The following is a 23,422-nucleotide window of genomic DNA, read 5'->3' as shown; positions in this document are numbered from 1 at the left end:
ATGTTGAACGTAAATATCTCACTTATCGCACTTCTCTCAAGTACGATGGCTTTTTCTGCTGAGCCTGAAGTTGAAAGCGTCGCTGTCATAACTAATCTTACTGAGCCAACTGAATTGTACAGCGATGGCTTGATAGCAACAGTTTATTCATCGTCAAAAAGTGTAGGCACCTGGGCCTCAAAAGACCCTATAGGGGTTCCTATTGGTGAGTTTATTGATGCAACACCTTCTCGTTTCTCATTTTCTGATTTGGAAAGTGATGAAGATTCGTGGGCTACTTTCTTAGGTTCTCACGTCGGTGTTAAATGGAGCGGCTTTCTTAACGCGGAAGAGGAGGGGAATTATGTCTTCTCTCTTGATTTCGTGAAGTATACAAAAGGTGGTACTTTGGATGGCTGGGCACGTTTTTATGCAAATAGCTGCTATTCTTCAATGAAGATTTCGGGTAAAAAGCTTATAGTAAATCAATACAAATTTAAGAAAGAAGATAGCTATATAGGAGGTGAAGAGACAAGAAAAACCGAAAGTGCGTCCGTTGACTTAAAGAAGGGCTACTATCCATTGGAAGTATGGGTTCATTGTGGGGTGGCTTATGAATGGAACAGCTGGATTAACACTGCAAAAAATGCGTATTGGGATTTTAGAGTTAAAAGACCGAGTGATCGGATCGTTAATGAGGCACCTAAAGGCGTTCTTGTCTGGAAGTAACCATGATTGCTAAATTAATCTATAGAGCTGCCTTATACGGCAGCCCTATCATTATTTGGTACTTATCCAGGGTTATGGCGGGCAATCTGGCTGAAGGTACCGCATTTTATGGCGTTGCGTTAACGCTGGGCCCGTTTTTATTGTTTGTGACGTGTTTTGGCTTGTATCGCGGTCGCATTTTACCTCTAACCGTTTATTCGCTAAGCCTGCTGGGCAGTGTAGCGTCAGGCATTTATGCGTTGTGGGCTGAGTACAGTCGTTGGCAATCAGTTCAGGGGCCTGGCTATGACTTTTTTACAATATTAAAACACCTCGACTACCCTTTGGTTGTAAGTGGTTTAATTTGTATAGCTGTGCCTTTTTTCGCCATATATAGCTCAACAGATTTTTATAGAAGGTCCAGACTTTTATCACGAAATAAAAACTTACAAGGTTCGGCGAAATGGATGCCGCTTCGAGAAGCGAAAAAAGTGCTATCAAGCGGCAGCTTAGTATTAGGGGAAGCATACTCACCTAATAAAGAAGAGCTTGCAGGTAAAGCGCCTTTATTGCATTTCGATGGTAGCGGTCATTTAATCACGGTAGCAGGCTCTGGTGGTGGAAAATCGGTGAGTGTTGCTATTCCAAATACGTTAAATTGGGAAGGAAACCTTGTTGTACACGATCCAAAAGGTGAGCTCGCAAGTTTATGCAAAAAGGCAAGAGAAGCGAAAGGCCAAAAGGTAGTTGTTTTAGATCCTAACAGCAATCACTCAGACTCAATTAATGTTCTTGACTGGATAGATACCTCATCTGCACAGGCAATAGAGGAAGCTCAAGCTATTATTGGTTGGCTGAACCCTGATAAAGGGACTGTAGGCCATGATAATTATTTTGAAAAAGAAGGCGAAAAGCTACTATTGACTTTATTACTACATGTGTTGTTTAGCCCCAGTTTCTCCAAAGTAAATAAAACGCTCACTGAATTTAGAGGGTTGGTTTCTTCTGGAGTTGTTGAGCACATATTAGAAAAAGACATCCTTACCCAAGGTGACGATTATGGCTTTGGGGTGCCTGTACAGTATGCAAAAGAGCTTTTGTCTATAGCTAAAACGGCTGAAGGGCAGTGGGCTGGTATTATTGGGCATGCATCTAATATTACTGCCTGGTTATCACAGCCAAATTTGGCAGCATTAGTAAGTGGAAAAGCGACAAACCAAGTCGAGATTATCGAACTAGTGACAGGTCAAGTAGACTTCTTTATTAATATTCCGATTAAGACGCTTGAAACTACTGCTTCCCCTGCGCGCTTAATCATAGGTGCGTTGCTAAATATCAAATATGAATATGCGAAGCAGCATCAAGATGAAAAACCGGCTAAAGCCCTCTTTTTATTAGATGAGATGCCAAGGCTCAAAAAGATGGAGATCCTTGAAACTGCAAGGGACGTGGGACGAGGGGCTGGTATTGTATTGTGGTCAATTATTCAAGATCTTGGGCAGTTAGAGCAATCTTATCAAAAACATGGTTGTCGCAGTTGGCTAGAGAATGCCAAAGTTAAAACATTTTTTGGTATTTCAGACTTGGAAACTGCCAAACTATTATCTGAGATGCTTGGTAATGAAACCGTACTTTCGTCAGCAATAAACAACTCTCAACAACATGGAGCTAGTGCAGGCGGCAATTCAGGCAGTAGCCATCAAATAATATCCAAGCCGTTAATGGCTCCTAGTGAAATTATGAACATGAAGGTTGATGGTAAGAACGATCCTGACGAGCAGCTTATTTTCGTTAGAAGTTGTCAACCTATCCGATGTGGTATGGCAAAGTATTACAGACGACCAGAACTTAATAATATGGTTAGTGCCAGGAGTGTAACATGAGTGACTCTAAAATAAATAACGTGTCTGATGGTCACAAGAGGGACGAACTAACTGATTACTTAAACGGTATCAAAGAAAAAATTAGTCGAAGTGAATTAATGGCATCTACTTCTTTATCAACTGCTGCTCTTACGAATGCACAAAGTGCCTTTTTGAGCTCTGGCTTTTTGGACAAGGAAGGGAATGTTGATTTGAGTATGAGTACCCCAGAAAAGCTCGAGTTTTTTGAATCTTCGAATAATAATATAAACTGGTTTGCTAAATTGATGGATTCATATCAAAAAGGACCGTTATCACCACAGGGTCTAGATAACACTTTATCGAATTCGACTGATGCTATAACCAAAGCTCTATTTAATTTACATGAACAAATTGTTTCTATACCACTCTTAGGTGAGTATGCGGCGACGAAAGATGAATTTACTATAAGCGTTTTATTTGGGACTACCGTTATTTTGTCTGGGGTTACAGCTTCCCAATTGCCTGAAGCGAAGGGTAAAGTACTAGAGTCCTATCATTCAACCAAGCTAAAGCTATCAAGACTTATGGAAGGTGGAGCTCAAGATGCAAAGGATGAAGAAATACAAAAAATACTAACTGAAGCAAATTCAGAAATCATAAGTTATGCAAATGGCTCTCAGCAATGTGATGCTATGAGCGGACTAATTACAACTTTAAAATTAGCTGTAAGTACCAAGTATTATGCGGAAGTTTATCAGCATCAATCAAAAGATAAATTAAGCTCTATTTGTCAATCGGTTAAAAATTACTTTGATATGAAGTTAGGCCTTGACAAAGTTCAAGAAAATCACGTGCAACTTAATGAAGCGCAAGAAGGTGAATCTCAGAATAGTGAATCTAGTGAGCACAGTAAACAGCGAGATATGGAGTATGAGGGGCATTTGTCAGATATGAATGGTGGCAAGTTCAACTCAAAGGGTGATGATTTAAAGTCATATCTAGACTCACTTAAACAAAAAGTTGATGAGAGTAAAAAGTTAGACAATTTAAAGGTTAATCATAAATCTAAAGACTTGAAAATGTAGCTTAGAGATGTTCACTGGAGCTGTTGCGGCCGATCTCTGTCAGTCAGTGATTGTGGTCTACCCAATAAAATCCCTAAAGCTCAAGCTAAGTTTGCCGATAAGTATAGTGATAAGAACTACTTGGCGGTTTTATACTCAAGTCTCATTTACAATCGTTTATATTTTGTGTAGTTGAGCGACTGGTTGGGCTTAACAATTAGGGAAGGTTGTGCTCAAATAAGGCAAGGCGATGGTTGTTTTAACTTGTCGCTGTAAGTCAGTTTGACCGGTTCGTACCTGTTTTAGCTAGGTTCGAATTTTGGCTGCATCTTAGATTATGGGAAATATAGCACTTTGGTTGTATTTTTTCCAAATTATTTTTGTTGTTTGCCAAGATTAGCTTGCATATATAGGTACAACTGTAAAATGATGGGACTTGATGTTGGCGCACTAAAAAGCATGCGTGCTTTTACGGCGACGGCATAACAGGCTGTTTTCTGTTTAGGCTCTATACAGATTGTCAGCAAGGATGCAATACAGTATCAGAGGTTACACAGCGGCCCTTGTCCTATGTATAGACCTGGTAGTGCATAATAAATTTAATAACATCATGCATAATTTTCGGGAAGTAAGTGATGTCTTTGTTTCAATTTGATGAGGAGTCAGGGTACGTTTCAATTAACGAACACCCTGCAAATACCGGATTTCCGGCCAGTTCCGCGCAGCTTGTTGAAGCGCTGGAAAGCTCTCCTTATGCCGACTTTGATATCATACATGCCAATATCGGGCAGTTGTTTTCGCCGTCGGATGATAGAGAAAAGGATTCCTTAATTGTAGCTAAGGCGGTTGACGCTGAGCTGTCTATTCGGGTCGACGACAACAATATGATGGCCGAAGCACGACTGACGACAGCACGGGGCGGCAAAATGGTGACCATGGAGCAGGCCCGTGAAGCGCTAAAATCGGCCGGGGTAAAACGCGGGATCAGCAAGCAAGCATTGGATACCTTCTTAGGTCAGCAGTTTGAGCAGTCTCCTGGTAGTGTCTATAGTGGCATTGTTGCCCACGGTCAGCGTGCCAAAGATGGCACTGACGCCAGATTTGTCCGTTTGTGTATGACAGCGCAGGACAGAGTTCTAAGCCCGCAACAAAAAGACGGTGGCAAGGTTGATATGCGTGACCTCGGTGCCATCATTACCGTCAGCCCCGGCAGCCCGCTGATGAAGCGTGTGCCGCCAACGCCAGGCGAAGACGGGTATTCTGTATTTGGTGATGTGCTTGAGCCCAAACAGGGTAAAGACTTTGCGCTGGAAGTACCGGAAGGTACCAAAATTTCTCCCGATGACCCTAACCTGTTAATTGCTGACTCCAAAGGGGTGCCCGTGGCTATCCCACGCGGTATTCGCGTGGATGACGTGCTGTGTTACGACCAGGTGGATGTGACAACGGGCCACATTGAGTTCGATGGCAGTGTGATTGTCAGTGGTGATGTTAAAGACGGCATGAAAATCAAAGCGTCTGGTGATATCACAGTGATTGGCTTTGTTGAATCTGCACACCTTGAAAGCAATGGCGCGGTGACAGTTATGCTGGGCGTGATAGGTCGTAAGCGCGAAGAGGGCGAAGATTTCAGTTGTTGTATAAAAGCAAAACGCACCGTTTCTATTGGCTATGCACAGTATTGCCATATTGAATCTGAGCAGGATCTGTTAATTGAGCGTCAGGTATTACATTGCGATCTCAGAGCCAAACGCATGATCCGGGTCGGCAAAGGGGATACGCCCAGAGGTAAATTGATAGGCGGTACTGTATTCGATGCCATGCGTATTGAAGCCGGTGAAGTGGGTGCACCGTCGGGAACCCGAACACGTATTGCGCTGGCGCAGGATTGGCATATGCTGAAGAAAAAACAACAAGAATTCAAAGATCTGGAAAAGCGCCTTGCCGATAAAACCCTTGCCCTGAAGCGGGCCCAAATCAAAGCGCAGAAAGCACCGGCTTCCACCAAACGTGATGCTTATCTCAGTAAACTGGCTGTGAATGAGCAGCAACTCAGCAAACATTATGCACGTAATCAACGCAATATGAAGCTGGTACAGCTCAAGCTGGCACGGCTACTAAAGATGAGCCGGATCAAAATCAACGAGCTAATGCATCCGGGTATCGAACTTACCATTGCCAGAGACAGCAAGTCATTCTCACGGATTTATCCGCCGCATTCGGTATTGCTTGATGAGGGTAAGATCACTCAGGAGTTTGCTACACAATAATGTTGTCGCGATACCTGTGGCAGGTATCGCGCATGATGTCATGCCCTGGCTATTGAGCCGGCTCGTCATCCTCTTCATCCGACATGTTAGGTAAAGGCCAGCCACCCAGTGCTTGCCACTTATTTACGATATGACAAAACAGCTCTGCGGTTCGTTCGGTATCATATAGTGCGGAGTGTGCCTGACTGTTGTCAAACTCAATCCCCGCGGTACGACAGGCTTTGGCCAATACCGTCTGGCCCAGTGCCAGTCCGGCCAGCGAGGTGGTGTCGAAACTTACGAATGGGTGAAACGGGGTACGCTTGATTTTACAGCGCTCGATGGCGGCATTTAAAAAGCCGTGATCAAACGCAGCATTGTGGGCCACCACCACCGAGCGCTGACAGCCTGCGGCCTTTTGGGCTTTACGCACTGCTTTACAGATCTCTTTGATTGCTTCTTCTTCGTCTACGGCGCCGCGTAAGGCACTGAAGGGGTCTATACCGTTGAAGTCTATCGCTGATTGTTCAATATTGGCACCCTCAAAAGGCGCAACATGGAAATGAACCGTGTGGTCCAGGCTGAGCAGGCCCTGGTCGTCCATCTTGAGCATGCTGACGGCAATTTCCAGCAGTGCATCGGTGTCTTTATTAAAGCCTGCGGTTTCAACGTCAATGACGACGGGAAAAAAGCCGCGAAAGCGCTTTGCGAATAGGGTTTGCTCTTGTTCTGCCATAATCTGCTTGGTTTACTAATTTGAGCGGCCTATTATACTGATCAGAAATAAAGATGCGAACTTAGTGGCGCGTTTCCTGCTTCAGTATGCGTATCTGGCAGTACAGCCGTCATATCAGGTGTACCGTTTAAGGCTCTGGTGTCAGAACTCTGCCGTTCAGGAGCTTGGATTTAAGGCACGATTATTGCTTTGACTTTCAGTAAGACGCCAACGAAAGGCTGCCCTGTTTGCGGTCGCCGCGTCTCGTTCGGTATTTTTGTTCAAAGCGGAGTAAAAGCGTGAAGTTTAATACAAACCTGATCATTGCCACGACATTGAGTATCCTGACGCTTCAGGCGCAGGGCGCAATGCGGCAATACTCTGCCACGGCAGACAGCTCGCAATGGTTTGTCGACAGGACCACCCGGTTGTCGTGCGCGTTATCACACGAAGTTCCTTATTACGGTGAAGCAATTTTCTCTGCAACCGCAAGTAAAAACAAAGACCTGACCTTTAATCTGGATATGGTTGTAAGGCCCGATAGTTACGACTTTGCCGGGCTGGAATCGGTGCCGCCTGCCTGGCGCGCGGGTATGCCGGCCCGGGTAATGGGTCAGATGAAGTTGTTGAAAAAATTTGATGGTGAACTGACTAACGACATCTCCTGGGAAATGCTGACTGAGCTTGAAAAGGGTTATTATCCAACTTTTTATTATCAGGACTGGCAAAACCAGCACGACCAAATCTCAGTGGCGCTGTCTTCGGTGAATTTTAAAAACGCCTACTGGGAGTTTTTGCAATGCCGCGACAATTTACTGCCATACAGCTTTGAAGATATTGCCTTTACTGTAATGAATTATAAGTTTAACAGCAGCGAGCTCACCAAGTCGTCGCGCAAACGCCTGGATATGATCGGGGAATACCTCAATAACGACCCTGAAATTGAGTCGATTTATATTTCGGCTTACACAGACAGCTACGGCGGCCGCTCGGTTAATATGGCGATGTCGAAAAAGCGTGCGGAAGCAATTAAAACCTATATGGCGTCAAAAGGCATACCGGAAGACAAAATTGTCACTGATGGCTTTGGTGAGAAACGCCATGTTGCGCCGAACGATACACCCATCGGGCGTGATAAAAACCGCCGCGTGGTCATCCAAATCTCTAAACCATAATAGCAAGGCTCCCGTTTTGGGAGCCTGATGGCATTACACACTATTTAGATTTTATTCCTGATCAAATCCCTAACCACAAAGCGGGCTGGGTGCAGAGCCTGATTCAGTCGCTCGCTAAGCGGGCGGGGTTCATCACACAGCGCAGCAACCAGGTGCTCAGTCACCAGCGGTGCACTGCACAATCCGCGTGCGCCAAATCCGGTCACTACATGCAGACCTTCATGGGGTTGCGTTAGTGGTTCAAAATCATGATGTTTGCCCCGGCGCAGGTTCGCAAAAGCGTCGCACAGACTGGTTGGATCCGGTACCTGACCTATCATGGGGAAGTGATCGTTAAAGCAGCAACGTACCGCCGCTTTGGCACCTGTGATCTCCCCCAGGCTCTGATCAAACTGCGTATCACCATAAAAGCCCTGTAACTGAGCACGGTTGGTGGCATTATCCTGCTCGGTGACTTCCCGGCCCTTGCTGTATTTTTCAAAAGTCGCCCCCATACAATGTTCGCCCTGCAGGCTGGGTGTAAAGTAGCCTTTGTGGCATAACACTGTGGTGAGCTCTGAAGAGGCTTCACCGGCCTGGATATGAGAAACCTGGCCCCGCACACCATGCAACCCTAAATGCTGTGTCTGAGAAAACCCATCGCTGTGCTCACCGCCACATACAAAGACGTCAGAAAACGGCCCCTGCCACTGAGTATTAACGAGCAGATACCAGCCATCTTCACGTTTGTCGAGTTCGCTGACATCAGCATTAAAGTGCTGCTGACCCGGGCACTTAGCCTGTGCTGCGTTGTGGACGGCTTCGGTCAACTGAGGGGGGCTTACCCAGCCGGCCTGTTCGATAAACAGGCCGTCAAACGGGGTGTCTATATTGGCCAGATTTTGTGCTTCTGTTACCGAGACATAGCGTATTAATGATTCTGGAAACAAATCACTGCTGGTAATTTTCTGATGCTGTGTCCGTTTGCCATCGGTCACACTTTGCAGCAATACACCACACCAGTCATGGTCGTAGTTAAAGCCAGCCGCTTCAATGTGCTGATAAAAACGCCGCGCGTACAAAAAGCTTAGGGCATACAGCTCACTGGTGGTGCTGTACTCGGCCTGCAGGTTGGGGTAGACGGCGCCCTGGCGATTGTGCGATGCACCGCCGGCTAGGGTTTCATCTTTACAAAACAAGGTGGTGCTGATGTTACGTTTGGCAAGCTGGTAGCTTAAACAGGCCGAACCAATCCCACCACCAATGACGGCAACACGCTCAAGCTTGCGAGCAGAGTGACGATAGTATTCAGGGTTGGTTGCCTGCAGATTCGCCTCGTTAAACTGACCGATCACCATTTCCCGCTTACGACCGTAACCTTTGACTTTTTGACAATCAAACCCTGCCTGTTGCAAGCCCCGGCGTACAAAGCCCGCAGCGGTAAAGGTGGCGAAGGTGGCATTGGTACGGCTCAGTGCTGCCATGGCATCAAACAGAGATTGTTGCCACATATCCGGGTTTTTGCTGGGAGCAAAGCCATCCAGATACCAGGCATCCACCAGGCCACTGGGCGCATACGAGAGTTTAGGTAAGGAGGTATGTACATCGCCAAACCACAGATCCAGAATGACTTCACCGCCATCAAACTCAAGGCGATGACAGCCCTCAACGGCATCCGGGTATTGCGCGCACAATTGGTGTGCTTGATCCGACAAATCTGGCCATGCTTTTAAGGCTTGTCGTAAATCTTCAATCTTGATGGGGTATTTTTCAAATGAAATAAAATAAAGACGCTGAACGTTGCGCTGTGTTTTCAGGTGCTGAAACTGAGCCCAGGTATTAAGAAAATTCAGCCCTGTGCCAAATCCGGTTTCGGCAACCACAAAGTGGTCCCTGTCATGGTTGAGCAATCGGGTATTGAGCTTGTTCTGTGTATAAAAAACATAATCCGATTCTGCCTGACCGTCATCGTTCGAAAAGTAGACATCGTCAAAGCTGTCTGCGACCGGTGTGCCTGCGTCGTTAAAATGTATCTGGGCGTTGCGTATCATAATGTGTCTAAAAGTTCGCTACTGAATTGGCGTCTATTTTACGGATTTTATTTGCGTTCGTCCGTTGCATTTTAACAAATATCAGTTCAGAGTACGTGTGTACGCTGGAAAGCTGACCACTTGGTGCCTGGTTTCAGCGTAGAATACGCGTAAATTTAAAAAGTCCTAAGGGAATTACCCATGAGAAGAGCCGTTATTACGGGTATCGGTGTAGTGTCAAGCATCGGTAACAACAAGCAAGAAGTACTAGATTCTTTGAAAGCGGGTAAAAGTGGTATCGCTTTTAACCAAGAGTTCGCAGACATGAATCTGCGTAGCCAGGTATCGGGCAAGCTGGATATTGACGTAAAGTCTCTGGTTGACCGTAAAGCACATCGCTTTATGGGAGATGCAGCTGCATTTTCTTATATTTCAATGGCGCAAGCGATTGAAGACTCAGGTCTGGCCCCTGAGCAGGTTTCTAATGAGCGCACTGGTCTGATCGTTGGTTCAGGTGGTGGTTCATCTAAGTACCAGGTTGAAGCCGCTGACATTCTGCGCGAGAAAGGCGTTAAACGCGTAGGTCCTTATATGGTACCACGTACTATGGCAAGTACGGCTTCTGCCTGTCTTGCAACACCGTTTAAAATCAAAGGTGTTAACTATTCAATCAGCTCTGCCTGTGCAACCTCTGCGCACTGCATTGGTAATGCGGTAGAGCAAATTCAGCTGGGCAAACAAGACGTGATCTTTGCCGGTGGTGGTGAAGAGCTGCACTGGACCCTGGCTATGGAATTCGATGCGATGGGGGCATTGTCTACCAAGTATAACGAAGCACCAGAAACGGCTTCACGTACTTACGATGCAAACCGTGACGGTTTCGTTATCTCTGGCGGTGGCGGTATCGTGGTGGTTGAAGAACTTGAGCACGCACTGGCACGTGGTGCACACATCTATGCTGAAATCGTAGGTTACGGCGCAACGTCTGACGGCTACGACATGGTTGCACCGTCTGGCGAAGGCGCTGTGAGATGTATGAAGCAGGCAATGCAAGATCTTGAAGGTCCAATCGACTACCTGAACACCCATGGTACTTCAACGCCGGTTGGGGATGTGAAAGAGCTGGGTGCTATCCAGGAGCTGTTTGGTGACAACTCTCCGGCGATCAGTGCGACTAAAGCAATGACAGGTCACGCTCTGGGTGCTGCTGGTGTTCACGAAGCGATTTACTCAGTGCTGATGCTGGAAAATAACTTCATTGCACCATCTATCAACATTGATGAGCTAGATGAGCAGGCACAAGGCCTGGATATTGTAACTGAAATGCGCGAGCGCGAGCTGAACACTGTGATGTCGAACAGCTTCGGTTTCGGCGGCACCAACGCAACCTTAGTGATGCAAAAGTATAAAGGTTAAGGCTTTTGCCATTGACCCAAAAAAACCGCCAAAAGGCGGTTTTTTTATGGGTGTCTGACAGCAATTAAGCTTTATGTTTCATCAGACGTTCTTTGTCGCGCGACCAGTCTCTGTCTTTGATGTCGGCGCGTTTGTCGTGCATCTTTTTACCTTTGGCCAGGTGGAATTCAAGTTTTACCCAGCACTTTTTCCAGTACATGGCGGTGGCCACCAGTGAAAAGCCATCGCGCTCGGTTGCACCGATCAGGCGGTCAATCTCGCGCTTTTTAAGCAGCAGCTTGCGATAACGCATTGGGTCACAAATGACGTGCGTTGAGGCGCTGTTTAATGGCTGAATTTGACTGGCAAGCAAAAAAGCTTCGCCGTCTTTAAGGTGAATATAGGTATCGGTGATATTGACCTTGCCGGCGCGGATGCTTTTTACTTCCCAGCCCTGGAGTTCAATACCTGCTTCGAACTTGTCGTGTAAAAAATACTCATGACGCGCCTTTTTATTCAGCGCTATGGTATTGCTATTTGATTTGTTTGGTTTTTTCTTTGCCATAATGGCGTAGTCTACCTTGTATATCGGCGCGGATCAAAAATTGTGGTTATTTTCCCCCAGTCGCCTGTCACAAACAAGATAAATCTTGAAAACCTTGGTAAAATCGCTTTGTTAGAGTTTGGAGAGCGTATGCCACAAGTAGAAAAAAGTGCGTTAGTGATGTACAGCACACAAGAGATGTTTAACTTGGTCAATGATGTTGACGCTTACCCCGCTTTTTTGCCTCATTGCTCCGGGGCGCGGGTGATTGATACTTCGGATCAGGGCATGACAGCAAGCCTTGAAATCTCCAAGGCGGGTCTGACCAAATGGTTTACCACTAAGAATCAGTACGAAGGCAATCGGGTCAGAATGCAGCTGGTTGACGGTCCGTTTAAATCCTTACATGGATATTGGGAGTTTATCGAGCTGGACGAGCAGGCCTGTAAGGTGTGTTTAAAGCTCGAGTTTGAATTTGCCAACAAACTAATTGAGCTGGCATTTGGTCGCATCTTCAATGAAGTTGCGAAGAACATGGTATCGGCCTTTACACAAAGAGCCAAAATAGTATACGGAGTACGTTCATGATCCAGGTTGAAGTGGTATTTGCCTTGCCCGACAAAGCCACAACGCTCAGTGTTGATGTAGCTGAAGGGACGTCGGTGGAGCAAGTGGTGCTGCAAAGTGGTATTTTAGAGCGTTGTCCGGAAATTGACCCAACCAATTTGAGTCTGGGGATCTGGAATAGAACGGTCAAGCTGAATCATGTTGTCCGAGCCGGGGACCGGGTTGAGGTGTATCGTCCACTGATAGCCGACCCTAAAGAAGCACGTCGTCGCCGTGCAGAAAAGGCCAAAGAAGAAGGGCGGGCCAATAAAGTCACAGGTGGCCGCCCACTGTCTAACTAAGGCTCAAATAAGAACAGGCCACCGAGTTAGTGGGTAATATTCACTGGCGTGGCCTGTACGATTTATTTCTCTTCGTCCTTCTGCTCACCTTGCTCGTAAGCTGCCTTTTCATCCGCTAAGTCTTGCTTCAGTTTACGGATCTTCAACCCCAGCTCCTGGCCCCGGTGTCTGGCATAATAGGTACAGCCAATAAACATACAGGTGGCAAAAAACAACTCGAGTAAGATCAAGGGCATTTCTTCGGGAGACACCCATAACAAGGTTAGCCCGTGTGTAAAGTAGATCAACACGATGAAGTTGGCCCAGGCATAAGTGTAAGGTTTGTCCTGAATAATGCCTTTCAGTGGTAACAGCAGGGGTAAAATATACACCGCAAATACAAAGCCTGTGCTGTAGCCTTCACGCGGTGCCAACACAAACAACCACAAGGGCATGAGAATTAACAAGCCCACATACCCAATAAGGGCTGAGGCCTGAAAGCGTTTTGTAACGGGTTTTTTGGGGATCTGGCTCATGATAATTTATTGCTAATGGTAAAGAGTCGTTTTGCAAGTGCCCTGCAGATTTTCAGCTCCGTATCCGTCAGCTCGCTGCTGTTGTCCATACCGGCTACATGGGTTGCGCCATACGGCGTGCCGCCACTGGTGGTCGACAGCAACTCAGGTACATCATACGGGACACCCATCAACAGCATGCCGTGGTGTAGCAGGGGCAAGGACAGGTTCAGCAGGGTCGCTTCATTACCGCCATGCATGCTACTGGAAGAAGAAAACACACACGCTGGTTTATCGATAAGCTGGCCTTTAAGCCAGATATCACTGGTTGTTTCCCAGAAGGTTTTCGCCTGCGATGCCATCATCCCAAAGCGCGTTGGTGTGCCAAAGGCCAGTGCATCGCAGTCAATGAGATCTTGCTTAGACACCACAATGTCATGGGCTTGTTTTGCAACAAAAGTGCGCAGTCTGACTTGTGCACCATGAAACTCCAGGGTTTCTGCAATTTCATGTGCCATGGCTGCAACAGAGCCATGGCTGGAATGATATAAAACTAAGATCTCTGGCATAGGATCACAGAATATCCAGAACGGATTCAGGTGGACGGCCAATGGCGGCTTTGTCACCTTTCACGACGATTGGTCTTTCGATCAACTTGGGGTTTTCCAGCATTGCCTGACGAATACGCGCTTCGTCACTGTCTTTGCTCAGGCCCAGCTCTTTATAAATTGTTTCTTTGCTGCGCACCAGCTGGTGTGCAGAAGTAAAGCCTAATTTTTGTAGCAGAGCACTCAGGGTGTCTTCACTAATTGGTGTTTTAAGATACTCGACAATCTCAGGTTGAACGTCTTGAGATTCCAGCAAAGCCAGAGTTTCGCGAGATTTTGAGCAACGTGGGTTGTGGTAAATCGTAACTGACATATAAGATCCTTTACGGTATTAATACTTATCTGATTCAGCTCAAATTGTACCGTATCCTGTCAGCCATGCCTACGTTTTTCAGGTCAAGAGCCCCTGATGCTTTGAGGGGGAGGTGTGTCCGGGGTCGACCAGATTTACCCTGAGCGTATGGTTTTTCCCGTTTACGCTCAGGGGGTCCTGATTTAGAGCTTAGCCAGTTCTTTTTGCATATCCCGATACTGAGTCAGTAACGCTTTTAAGCGCAAACGACGTACGGTTTCTTCCTTTTCAACGTGATTAAGTGCCTTCTGAATTTCGTCCGCTGCCCGCATAAAGGCGCCATAGTGGCTAAGTAAGCTCGCCTGACTCTCATGATAGTCCGCTTTGGATTCCATTTTCTTGTAGGCATCCGTGAGCAGCTGCCGCGCTAGCACATGCCCCGGTTTTTCCAGTAAAAAGACTTTCAGAAGTTGCTCGGCCAGTTCATATTGCTCGCTCTTAATCGCGACATTGGCATAATTGAGCGTGATAACCTGGTTGTTGGGCCTAAGCTCATGTTTTTCGGCTAATAGCTTAGTGATAGCTGTATAGTCTTTTTTTGCCAGCAGCAGATCTGTGTATACGTCAAGGTAGAAGAGGTTGTTCGGATCAGCATTTAATAGCTTGTCCATCACACTTTGTGCCTTGTCCAATTTTTTCTGATCCAGGTAAGTGATGGCCAGCCCGTATTCAAGCGCACTTTTGTCCAGGTCGGAGGATTGTCTTAGTGCCTGTTCAAAATAGGCTTGTGCTGCTTCACCTTCCAGTTGGTATCTGGCGATAACCCGACTTTTAGCAAGCTGGAATTGTTGGCTTCTTGGCACATACCTTTGCTGATATTGCTGCGCACGCAGACGTACATCTGACACCCGGGAGTCGGGTAACGGGTGAGACATTAAAAAGACGGGGGCTTTGTTCTTGAATCTTACCTGTGCGGCTAGTTTGCTCAAAAACTCGCTGGATGCACCTGGGTCAAAACCTGCATTGTATAAGGTTTGCATGCCAAAGCGGTCAGCTTCTTGCTCGGCCTTTCGGCTGTGGGTTAGCTGGTTTAGCGCAGACTGAGTTGAACTGGCAGACAGGATAGCCATGCCTGCATCGGGGGCAATCACGGTGGCCAGAATACCAGTGATCATACCCGCAATTGTCAAAGCGCTGTTGTCTTTGGCTTGCTGGATCCTCCGTGCCAGGTGACGTTGGGTTACGTGGGCTATCTCGTGACCCAGTACAGACGCAAATTGACTTTCGTTGTCGGCCTGTGCCATCAACCCGGTGTGTACGCCAACATGCCCACCATAAAACGCAAAGGCGTTTATGTCTTTATTGTTAACCCAGAAAAATGAAAAGGGAAAGCGTACATCATTGGCATTGGCAACCAGTTTATTGCCCAGCGCTGAGAGGTATTCATCAAGCACTGGATCCTGCACAAGCTTTGAGCCTGAGCGGATCTGCATCATCATGATTTCGCCGATGGCTTGTTCTTTATCTATGGGGAGCACTTGTACCGCAGAAGTGCCCAAGTCAGGTAATTTCAATGAGGACTGAGTGAAGCCTGAGGTCGAAACAGTCAGTGACAGGGCACAAACAGATGCCTGAAACAGTTTTTGTAACTGCATTCTAATCCTTATTTATATCATCGCCGAGCATGATCTTGGCAATGTCCACTTCATCGCTGCATGCCCGGGCGTCTTTTTCGCATAACATATAAAAGTCTTTTATTGAGACCCCATCAACCTTAATAACGTTCAATTCTCGTTGCAGCATGGTCAATGTTTTATGTACCACTTTGTGCGCATGCAGGATCAGCGCTTTGTCTGCGGTATCGCCCCGGTCAAAATAAAAAGCAATAAATTTATGGAGTTGATTGAAACGCAACAGGACTTTCATGGTATGTGGATCCCAGACGTTAAACTCAAGATATTTATTGTCTTTTAGGTATCTGTCTACTTTGACCCCCTTGGCAATAGGGTACGCCCACAACTCAAATCCGCGATCTGTAAATACCTGATGAAGAGATAAAGCAGGCGCTTTATCACAGTGAATAAGACCGTTTTGATCTTCGTATCCATCAAGCAAAGATAAGTTCCAGTTCCGTTTGTCTAATAAACGTTTAACGGCATGATCGAATCCATGTTGAAAAATCCCTTCACCTTCGCTAACCGAAGAGGCGACAAGATGATAAAATGGCGGCAACTCACCCCAGTTAATTTGTTTTTTAAACCAGTTTATTTCTTTTAAGGTTGGGTTGTCAGGCAAACGCGCCTTGTTGTTCGCACCAGGCATGTGAAAATCCGAAAAAACACTATCTCTGTTATAAGGATAACGCATTGACCGAGTTCAGGCTATACGGTTTGCAGACAGAGTAAATCCGATACGTGCTAAGGTACAGCAAAAGAGTTGTAATAGGTTGAAAGTAGAATTAAATAAGGCCCTAGCAGAGTGATAGAATATGATTTACGCCCTTTGCGGTGTCCGCAGCTTTTTGTTCAATTTAAGTGGCAGCTTAAACAGGCGAAGCTTAAGGCAGATGCCGTGCGATTTTTTTACTCAAAAGAACAAGACCTGCGAGATATAATGCGCTATTTAGACAGTCAAGATATGGTATTTCATCATAATCAACAGTCAGAACCATTTTTTATACAAGTGGAGTGTGTAAATGATTGAACTCATTAAGTCCTGGTATCGGGCCAAGTTTTCAGATCCTAACTCAGTGACACTGTTGCTGATGTTGCTGGCAATGGCCGCGCTGCTGTATTTCTTCGGGACTTTTATCATCCCTGTATTAGTGGCGATAGTGATAGCCTACCTGTTGGACTGGCCCGTTACTCGTCTGCAACGGCTTGTGCCGAGCCGCCAGATGGCGACCAATATTGTAATGCTGGTGTTTGTGAGTGTCATGCTGGCGCTGATGTTCGGCATTTTACCGGTGTTATGGGCACAAACCAGTAACCTGGTGCAAGAGGCGCCGACTATGATTGAAGAAGGCAAGTACTATTTGTTGCATTTGCCCGATACTTATCCGAACCTTATTTCCGCGGAGCAAGTGCAAAACCTGGTTGGGACGGTTGAAACTAAGTTATTTGAATTTGGCCAGCAGGTGGTCTCTGCGTCTTTGACATCGATTAAAGACGTGGTGGCCTGGCTGATTTATCTGGTACTGGTGCCCCTGTTAGTGTTTTTTATGCTCAAAGATAAGAGCCAGCTAACGGCAGGACTGCTGCAACTGGTGCCAAAAGAAAGACGCCTTATTAATCAGGTTTGGGAAGAAATGGACCATCAAATCATGAACTACATTCGGGGCAAAGTCTTTGAGATCATCATCGTGGGCTTATCCAGCTTTGTGGCGTTCACCATTTTGGATCTGCGTTATGCAGCTTTACTCGGTACTTTGGTTGGTTTCTCGGTTTTAATTCCTTTCATTGGGGCTGCGGTGGTCACTTTGCCCGTTGCTGCGGTTGCGCTGTTTCAGTATGGAGTCGCACCAGAATTCTGGACTGTACTAGTGGTCTACGGCGTGATCCAGGCATTAGATGGCAATGTACTGGTGCCTTTGCTGTTTTCAGAAGCGGTTGATCTGAATCCGGTCTATATCATAGTTGCCGTGTTATTTTTTGGCGGTCTGTGGGGGTTCTGGGGAGTGTTCTTTGCAATTCCTTTAGCCTCGCTGGTAAAAGCACTTCTTAATGCCTGGTCAACTCAGCATCAGGAATATCTGGCCTCTGAGGCTGACTAATCTCTCTCATCTGACAGGTGGCGAATTCGCGTCACCTGTTGCTTTTGTGCTCCTCCCCGAATGTTATCTTGTACCATTTTGGAATAACGATCTTCATTTATACAGCAAATGATTATTATGCTTGCTCTACCTTTTGTGTAGAATGGAATATGATATTCTATATTGTTATAAAGGAGCGCCGTGTGATCCAGTCTGAGCAAGACCAATTAATCTACCTCGATGCTAATGCCACTACACCGGTATTACCCGAGATTGCCAAAGTCGTGGTACATACCATGCAGGTTTGTTTTGGCAATCCCTCTAGCGCCCATATTACGGGTGTTCAAGCTAAGCACCTGATGGAAGAGGCCAGGAATAAAGGTCGGGAAGTGATTGGGGCAACAAGTGGTGAATTGCTTTTTACCTCAGGCGCAACAGAAGGAATTCAGACTGCCATTGTTTCTGCGCTCAGTGATTACGTTCAGCAAAGAAACAAGCAGTATGCACACCCCGTTCTAATGTACGGCGCGACAGAACATAAGGCTGTGCCAAATACCCTAAAACACTGGAACCGCTTACTTGGCCTGAATGCTCAGATCCTGGAAATCCCGGTAGACTCGAAGGGGTTACTGGATCTGGACTTTATCGCCGAGCATATCGAGCAAGCCGTGATGATCTGTACTATGGCTGCGAATAACGAAACAGGAGTTAAGCAGGATCTGGCTCGTCTGGAGCAGGTGATCCGTGAAGGTAACACGCAAACGGCGTGGATGGTGGACTGCGTGCAGGCGCTGGGGAAACTGCCGCTTAAGCTGTCTCAAACTACGATTGATTACGCCCCGTTTTCAGGACATAAACTCTATGCACCGAAAGGGATTGGGTTTTTATATATTCGCAGTGGCAGTCCCTATACACCCTTTATTGCAGGAGGCGGCCAGGAATCAGGTATGCGTTCTGGTACAGAGAATATCCCGGGTATCGCCGCGCTCAGTAAGCTGTTTGATATGTTGCTCGACAAAGATAATTCGCCCTTTAATCCGGTTACGCAGCTTGAAAAGCACCGCAGTATGCTGGCTGAAGCCGTGGAGACAACGTTTAAACAAGTCACCTTTCACCATGATTTTGCGCTCTCGGTCCCGACAACACTGAATTTTTCAGTAGATCACCTGACCAGCAAAGAGGTGATTGACCTGCTGGATGCGGCGGGTATTCGAGTCAGTGGTGGCTCTGCTTGTAGTTCGGGCTCCAGTCGAAGTTTTGTACTGGATGCGATGAATGCGCCTGACTGGCAAAGCGAGAATGCCATCCGTCTTTCATTTGGGCCTGCTGACAGTGAAGCCCAGATCCGCCGTGCATGCGATACGCTGAAAAGTCTCAAGCCAATATTAGAGAACAATTGCCTGGTGGTGTCGGATAGCACTGCACCTGAGCAAGAAGCATGTGCAGTTGGGTTAACCCAGCTGCGTCATCAGGGCGCTTGCTGCTGGCTGTATGTGACGACCGATAAACAAGCGGTAATCGTTGATCCAGTCCCGGAGCTGGTGCCTCGATTGCAGCGCTTGCTTGATAAACAGGGATTGGGCTGTAGTGCAATACTCAAGACGCACTTGAGCGAACAAGCTGCTGATGCCGTGAGCCTGTTGGCCCATAATCTGACTGATAAAAGAGCGGTAGATGAGTTTGGCTGGCCCGAAGGCGAGTCCGGCGGCTTGTTGCAGGGGGCGTTGAAAAAGCTCTCACTGGCAGATAATGATACTCAAGAGTGCTGTTACTTACTTATGCAGGGTGAAGATGTCTCGGCTTGCTTTGTTGGTAAGCTGTTATTACCTCAGGGATTGGGTGATAGTCAGGGGGAAACCTCACGCGCGATGTCAATGGCGGCAACTTTGCTACGTCTCAACGAGGTACTTGATGACAATAGTCTGATATGTAGCGCATTAGATTATCAGCAGTGTTTTGCTATTAACTGGCATGCTCAGGTGCAGATCAGTCCGCTCCTGGGGCGTTTGCTGAATGGAGCATGCTCTACAGATGAGTTTGTAGAGCAAAAAGCCGGTATTGATCGTGACTCCACCACATTCAGAGAGCGTTTCCTCGGTGCACTCATGGACGCGGCAGTGCCATCGGTTCAGTCGCTCAACAAATCGGCTGCAGAAGACTGGTTGCAATCTCATCAGGGCGTAATTATTGACTGTCGCGAACCTTATGAATCGGATGTGTCGCGACGTAGTATCACTGAATTGTTCGGTGATCTGGCCTCTGGTCGGGTGTTGAATATTCCGTTGAGCAGAATGACGGACGTGCTGAGAAATGGTGCGTTGAATTCATCGCAGCATTATCTGCTTGTATGCCGAACAGGCAACCGCTCAATGCAAGCAGGGAACACGCTTGCTTTACTCGGTTTTGACAGAGTAGCCAATTTGGCAGGTGGGTTGGCGCTGAATTGATGCAGGTTTGCCCCGGCCTGCCGGGGCAAACCTTTTACTTAGGAGCCGGGCCGGTACTTTCTCGTACCACCATACTTGGTGTAAATGTGGTAATGACGTCTTTATCGTGATTACGGCTACCGCGAGTTTTAGAAAACAACAGCCGCGCAGCATGTTCAGATATCACGTTATTGGCCTGGTGTGCCGTCGTTAATTTTGGCCAGGTCTGGCGTGAGAAAGGAGAGTCCTCAAACCCGGAAATGGAAAGCTGAGCGGGAATCTCGATATTCATCAAACGCGCAGCAAATAACGCGCCCGCGGCCACCTCATCGTTACCGCCTAAAATTGCGGTGATCTGATTAGGGTTACCACCTTTGAGTAATGCTTTTGCACCATTAACACCGGATTCGAAAGAATAAGTACCCTTGTGTATAAAGTCTTCGTTGAAGGCTATCTGGTGATCTGCCAAGGCTTGTTTATACCCTGCCAGCCGCTCAGTTGTTGATTTGTGTTCCTCATCACCACAGACAAAGGCAATATGTTTGTGGCCCAGGGTTATCAGATGCTCAGTTATCTCATAAGCGGCTGCAAAGTCGTCGACATAAATGCAGTTTCTTGAACTTTCTTCCTGCTCGTTGTGACCAGATAGTAAGCGAACATAGCTCACACCCAGTTCATCCAGCATATCAATAATAGGCTGTTGCTCAGATAAAGGCGGGGTTAGCACCAGTCCGGCAAGGCGCGAACGTTTGATCATGGTGGCAATTTCCGCCTGCATATCTTCGTGCTGCGCGTTGCAAGGGTGGATCACCAGTTCATATCCTTCTTCTTTACACCGGGACAACACACCATTTTGCATATCTATGATGTAGTAGGCATTGGGGTTGTCATAAACCAGGCCAATGGCAAACGAAGAAGTACCCGCCAGATTCCGTGCGGCAGTATTTGGTTGATAATTCAGCTCTTTGACGGCTTGCATCACCTGATCATAGGTTTTTTTGCGTACCGATGGTTCCTTGTTGATCACGCGGGATACGGTTTTCATCGACACGCCAGCGTGTTTTGCTACATCGTTGATGGTTACTTTCATCTTGTTTTTCTTCTGTGAGAGAAGGTGGTACTATATTGTGTACAAGTGACTAACTGCGCACTTTATAGCGCGATCATTGCGCATTTGTGATGACTCGCAGTTGGGTTTTTTACTCGGTATAGTCCGTGCCTTGATTTCATAAAATGATCATTTGATGCTTCTAGTCTATCCAATTTGCTCTCAAATTAGCAGCAAAAAATCTACCAAATAAATTAATGATACCGGTGTCAAAAAGTCAAAATTCGGGTATTATGCGCAATGTAAAATTGAATATTAGCTATTTGACAGCGTTGTCATTTTGACTTATGTTTAACGCAATACACCGTTTAACACTTGTGATAATTACAATTTTTATTGTTTCGAAAACGCATCGTCACTAGGGGAATTTTTATGAGTTGCCGTACACAACTAGAGAGTTGGCAGGCTTTAACAACAGCATCAGAGCAGCTGAAGACACAACATCTTAAATCTTTGTTTGAGCAAGACCCAAACAGATTTGAACTGTTTTCTCGTCAGATCCCGGGCTTGTTGTTTGATTTTTCTAAGCAACTCATCGACAAAGACACATTTGCTCAGCTTATTAAATTAGCACAGGAATGTGATCTGCCTCAGTGGCGAGACAAGTTGTTTGCGGGTGAAAAGATTAACATCACCGAAGATCGTGCTGTTTTGCACGTTGCATTGCGTAATCGCGGTAATACACCGATTTATGTCGATGGCGAAAACGTCATGGAGCAGGTGAATACTGAACTTGAGAAAATCAAAGCTTTCAGCCATAAGGTGCGTAGTGGCGATTGGCGTGGTTATACCGGCAAGTCGGTTAAAGATGTGGTAGCGATTGGAGTCGGCGGCTCTAATCTGGGCCCTCAGATGGTCACTGAAGCGCTTAGCGCTTATGCCGACGAGACGCTTAACGTACACTACGTGTCTAATGTCGATGGTGTACAGTTAGCCCATGTATTAGATAAAGTGTCTCCTGAAACAACGTTATTTGTTATCTCATCAAAGACGTTTACGACGTCGGAAACCATGACGAATGCACGCTCAGCTGTTGCCTGGTTCCTGAGTGCTGCGCGAGACGAAACTGAAGTGGCCAAACATTTTGTGGCGGTCAGTACGAATCTTGAGAAGACCCGGGCATTCGGTATCGCCGACGAAAACGTATTCACTATGTGGGACTGGGTGGGTGGTCGTTTCTCTTTATGGAGCGCTATCGGGTTACCCATTGCATTATACCTGGGCTATGACAAATTCGAGGCCATTTTAGAAGGTGCCTTTGAGGTAGACGAACACTTTAAAAATGCGCCACTTGAGCAGAATATTCCGTTGATCATGGCGTTGTTGAGCGTTTGGAATACCAGCTTTCTGGGTTATCAGTCGCAAGCCATTTTACCTTATGATCAGGCGTTACACATGCTGCCTGCTTACTTACAGCAGGGCGAGATGGAAAGTAACGGTAAACATGTCACCTTTGACGGACATACAGTACCTTACACAACCGTGCCACTGATCTGGGGCATGACGGGCATTAACGGCCAGCACGCATTTTATCAGTGTCTGCATCAGGGGAACGTGATTGTACCTGCTGATTTTATCGCCTCAGTAAAACCACAGCGCAATGTTGATAAACACCACGATATTTTACTGTCCAATTTCTTCGCTCAGACAGAAGCGCTGATGGCGGGTGTGAATGAGCAACAGGTGCGCGAAGACTTGGCGAAAAAAGGTAAGTCGGAAGCTGAAATTGAGCGTCTGCTGCCGCATAAAATTCACGAAGGAAACCGACCAACAACGTCGATGATCCTGGATGAAGTCGATGCCAAAGCGGTTGGTCGCCTGATTGCGTTATATGAACATAAAATATTCTGCCAAGGCATTATACTTGAGATTTGTTCATTTGATCAGTGGGGCGTTGAGTTGGGTAAGGGGTTAGCCAGCGCCATTGAGGCCGAACTTACGCAAGACGGGGTAGAGCACGCACACGATAGCTCCACAGCCGGATTGATTGCGTACTATAAACAGAATAGATAATAAAAACTGACAACTAAACGCAGTGTCAGGTGTCCGATTGCTACCAGGACACGAGTGAAAAGAATACCTTTGAACGGGTAGCGCTGGAGTGCTTAGGGCCTGTATTTTTGTGAGAGGAATTACAGAGCCCCTAAGGCTCA

20 protein-coding genes are annotated in these 23,422 nt (G+C 46.7%); 11 read left to right on the top strand and 9 right to left on the bottom strand.

Features of this window, described 5'->3' with window-relative positions; all coding sequences use genetic code 11:
* The 4 genes from ACXAH1_RS05425 to ACXAH1_RS05410 all read left to right on the top strand — a co-directional run bounded on the left by ACXAH1_RS05425 (position 1) and on the right by ACXAH1_RS05410 (position 5,865).
* Positions 1-708, top strand: a complete 708-nt coding sequence (locus ACXAH1_RS05425) for a hypothetical protein (RefSeq protein WP_475194532.1) — start codon at positions 1-3, stop codon at positions 706-708.
* Between the two features lie 2 nt (positions 709-710).
* Entirely contained in the window at positions 711-2,570 is a 1,860-nt protein-coding gene (locus ACXAH1_RS05420; RefSeq protein WP_475194530.1) for a type IV secretory system conjugative DNA transfer family protein, read from the top strand.
* Positions 2,567-3,616 carry a hypothetical protein gene (locus ACXAH1_RS05415; protein WP_475194528.1) on the top strand — a complete coding sequence of 350 codons (1,050 nt, stop codon included), beginning with the start codon at positions 2,567-2,569 and terminating at the stop codon, positions 3,614-3,616. Before ACXAH1_RS05420 ends, ACXAH1_RS05415 begins: the two co-directional genes overlap by 4 nt.
* Positions 3,617-4,230: 614 nt before the next feature.
* The gene (locus tag ACXAH1_RS05410; protein WP_475194526.1) at positions 4,231-5,865 is read left to right on the top strand and encodes a DUF342 domain-containing protein; all 1,635 of its coding nucleotides are present in this window, start codon (positions 4,231-4,233) and stop codon (positions 5,863-5,865) included.
* A 49-nt stretch (positions 5,866-5,914) separates the two neighbouring features.
* On the opposite strand, the gene rnt is transcribed toward ACXAH1_RS05410, so the two are convergent.
* Positions 5,915-6,580: a ribonuclease T gene (gene rnt, locus ACXAH1_RS05405; RefSeq protein WP_475194525.1), complete on the bottom strand. Its 666-nt coding sequence runs from the start codon at positions 6,578-6,580 to the stop codon at positions 5,915-5,917.
* Between the two features lie 278 nt (positions 6,581-6,858).
* On the opposite strand from rnt, the gene ACXAH1_RS05400 reads away from it, so the two are divergent.
* Entirely contained in the window at positions 6,859-7,734 is an 876-nt protein-coding gene (locus ACXAH1_RS05400; protein WP_138546393.1) for a flagellar protein MotY, read from the top strand.
* A 44-nt stretch (positions 7,735-7,778) separates the two neighbouring features.
* Here the strand turns inward: ACXAH1_RS05400 and mnmC are convergent, their stop codons facing one another.
* The gene (gene mnmC / locus ACXAH1_RS05395; RefSeq protein ID WP_475194522.1) at positions 7,779-9,764 is read right to left on the bottom strand and encodes a bifunctional tRNA (5-methylaminomethyl-2-thiouridine)(34)-methyltransferase MnmC2/FAD-dependent 5-carboxymethylaminomethyl-2-thiouridine(34) oxidoreductase MnmC1; all 1,986 of its coding nucleotides are present in this window, start codon (positions 9,762-9,764) and stop codon (positions 7,779-7,781) included.
* Between the two features lie 180 nt (positions 9,765-9,944).
* Between mnmC and fabB the strand changes: the two genes are divergently transcribed.
* Positions 9,945-11,159: a beta-ketoacyl-ACP synthase I gene (fabB, locus tag ACXAH1_RS05390; RefSeq protein ID WP_138552412.1), complete on the top strand. Its 1,215-nt coding sequence runs from the start codon at positions 9,945-9,947 to the stop codon at positions 11,157-11,159.
* A 64-nt stretch (positions 11,160-11,223) separates the two neighbouring features.
* Here fabB and smpB read toward each other — a convergent pair whose 3' ends face one another.
* Complete coding sequence (gene smpB / locus ACXAH1_RS05385) at positions 11,224-11,703, bottom strand: SsrA-binding protein SmpB (RefSeq protein ID WP_046004234.1); 480 nt, start codon at positions 11,701-11,703, stop codon at positions 11,224-11,226.
* Between the two features lie 129 nt (positions 11,704-11,832).
* Here smpB and ACXAH1_RS05380 point away from each other — a divergent pair, with 129 nt between their 5' ends.
* Positions 11,833-12,270: an SRPBCC family protein gene (locus ACXAH1_RS05380; protein WP_046004233.1), complete on the top strand. Its 438-nt coding sequence runs from the start codon at positions 11,833-11,835 to the stop codon at positions 12,268-12,270.
* Positions 12,267-12,590, top strand: coding sequence for an RnfH family protein (locus tag ACXAH1_RS05375; RefSeq protein ID WP_475194519.1), 324 nt, complete (start codon positions 12,267-12,269; stop codon positions 12,588-12,590). Before ACXAH1_RS05380 ends, ACXAH1_RS05375 begins: the two co-directional genes overlap by 4 nt.
* 62 nt (positions 12,591-12,652) lie before the next feature.
* Here ACXAH1_RS05375 and ACXAH1_RS05370 read toward each other — a convergent pair whose 3' ends face one another.
* From ACXAH1_RS05370 to ACXAH1_RS05350, 5 genes are all read right to left on the bottom strand, one after another.
* Complete coding sequence (locus ACXAH1_RS05370; protein WP_253049651.1) at positions 12,653-13,105, bottom strand: DUF2069 domain-containing protein; 453 nt, start codon at positions 13,103-13,105, stop codon at positions 12,653-12,655.
* The gene (gene wrbA, locus ACXAH1_RS05365) at positions 13,102-13,653 is read right to left on the bottom strand and encodes an NAD(P)H:quinone oxidoreductase (protein WP_054017103.1); all 552 of its coding nucleotides are present in this window, start codon (positions 13,651-13,653) and stop codon (positions 13,102-13,104) included. The genes ACXAH1_RS05370 and wrbA overlap by 4 nt, the downstream gene beginning before the upstream one ends.
* A gap of 4 nt (positions 13,654-13,657) precedes the next feature.
* Complete coding sequence (arsC, locus tag ACXAH1_RS05360; RefSeq protein ID WP_138546387.1) at positions 13,658-14,005, bottom strand: arsenate reductase (glutaredoxin); 348 nt, start codon at positions 14,003-14,005, stop codon at positions 13,658-13,660.
* A gap of 182 nt (positions 14,006-14,187) precedes the next feature.
* Positions 14,188-15,639 (bottom strand): beta-barrel assembly-enhancing protease, encoded by a 1,452-nt coding sequence (gene bepA, locus ACXAH1_RS05355; protein WP_475194515.1) that lies wholly within the window; start codon positions 15,637-15,639, stop codon positions 14,188-14,190.
* A gap of 1 nt (position 15,640) precedes the next feature.
* Complete coding sequence (locus ACXAH1_RS05350) at positions 15,641-16,306, bottom strand: hypothetical protein (RefSeq protein WP_475194514.1); 666 nt, start codon at positions 16,304-16,306, stop codon at positions 15,641-15,643.
* Between the two features lie 373 nt (positions 16,307-16,679).
* On the opposite strand from ACXAH1_RS05350, the gene ACXAH1_RS05345 reads away from it, so the two are divergent.
* The gene (locus ACXAH1_RS05345) at positions 16,680-17,756 is read left to right on the top strand and encodes an AI-2E family transporter (protein ID WP_475194511.1); all 1,077 of its coding nucleotides are present in this window, start codon (positions 16,680-16,682) and stop codon (positions 17,754-17,756) included.
* Between the two features lie 149 nt (positions 17,757-17,905).
* On the top strand, positions 17,906-20,182 hold the full coding sequence (locus ACXAH1_RS05340) for an aminotransferase class V-fold PLP-dependent enzyme (protein WP_475194510.1): 2,277 nt from the start codon (positions 17,906-17,908) through the stop codon (positions 20,180-20,182).
* A gap of 34 nt (positions 20,183-20,216) precedes the next feature.
* On the opposite strand, the gene ACXAH1_RS05335 is transcribed toward ACXAH1_RS05340, so the two are convergent.
* Positions 20,217-21,251 carry a LacI family DNA-binding transcriptional regulator gene (locus ACXAH1_RS05335; RefSeq protein WP_475194508.1) on the bottom strand — a complete coding sequence of 345 codons (1,035 nt, stop codon included), beginning with the start codon at positions 21,249-21,251 and terminating at the stop codon, positions 20,217-20,219.
* Between the two features lie 390 nt (positions 21,252-21,641).
* On the opposite strand from ACXAH1_RS05335, the gene pgi reads away from it, so the two are divergent.
* On the top strand, positions 21,642-23,282 hold the full coding sequence (pgi, locus tag ACXAH1_RS05330; protein ID WP_475194505.1) for a glucose-6-phosphate isomerase: 1,641 nt from the start codon (positions 21,642-21,644) through the stop codon (positions 23,280-23,282).
* The last annotated feature ends 140 nt before the right edge of the window (positions 23,283-23,422 follow it).

Source organism: Pseudoalteromonas sp. AWH4_217, assembly GCF_056161105.1.
This window is presented reverse-complemented; position numbering and strand designations above follow the sequence as displayed.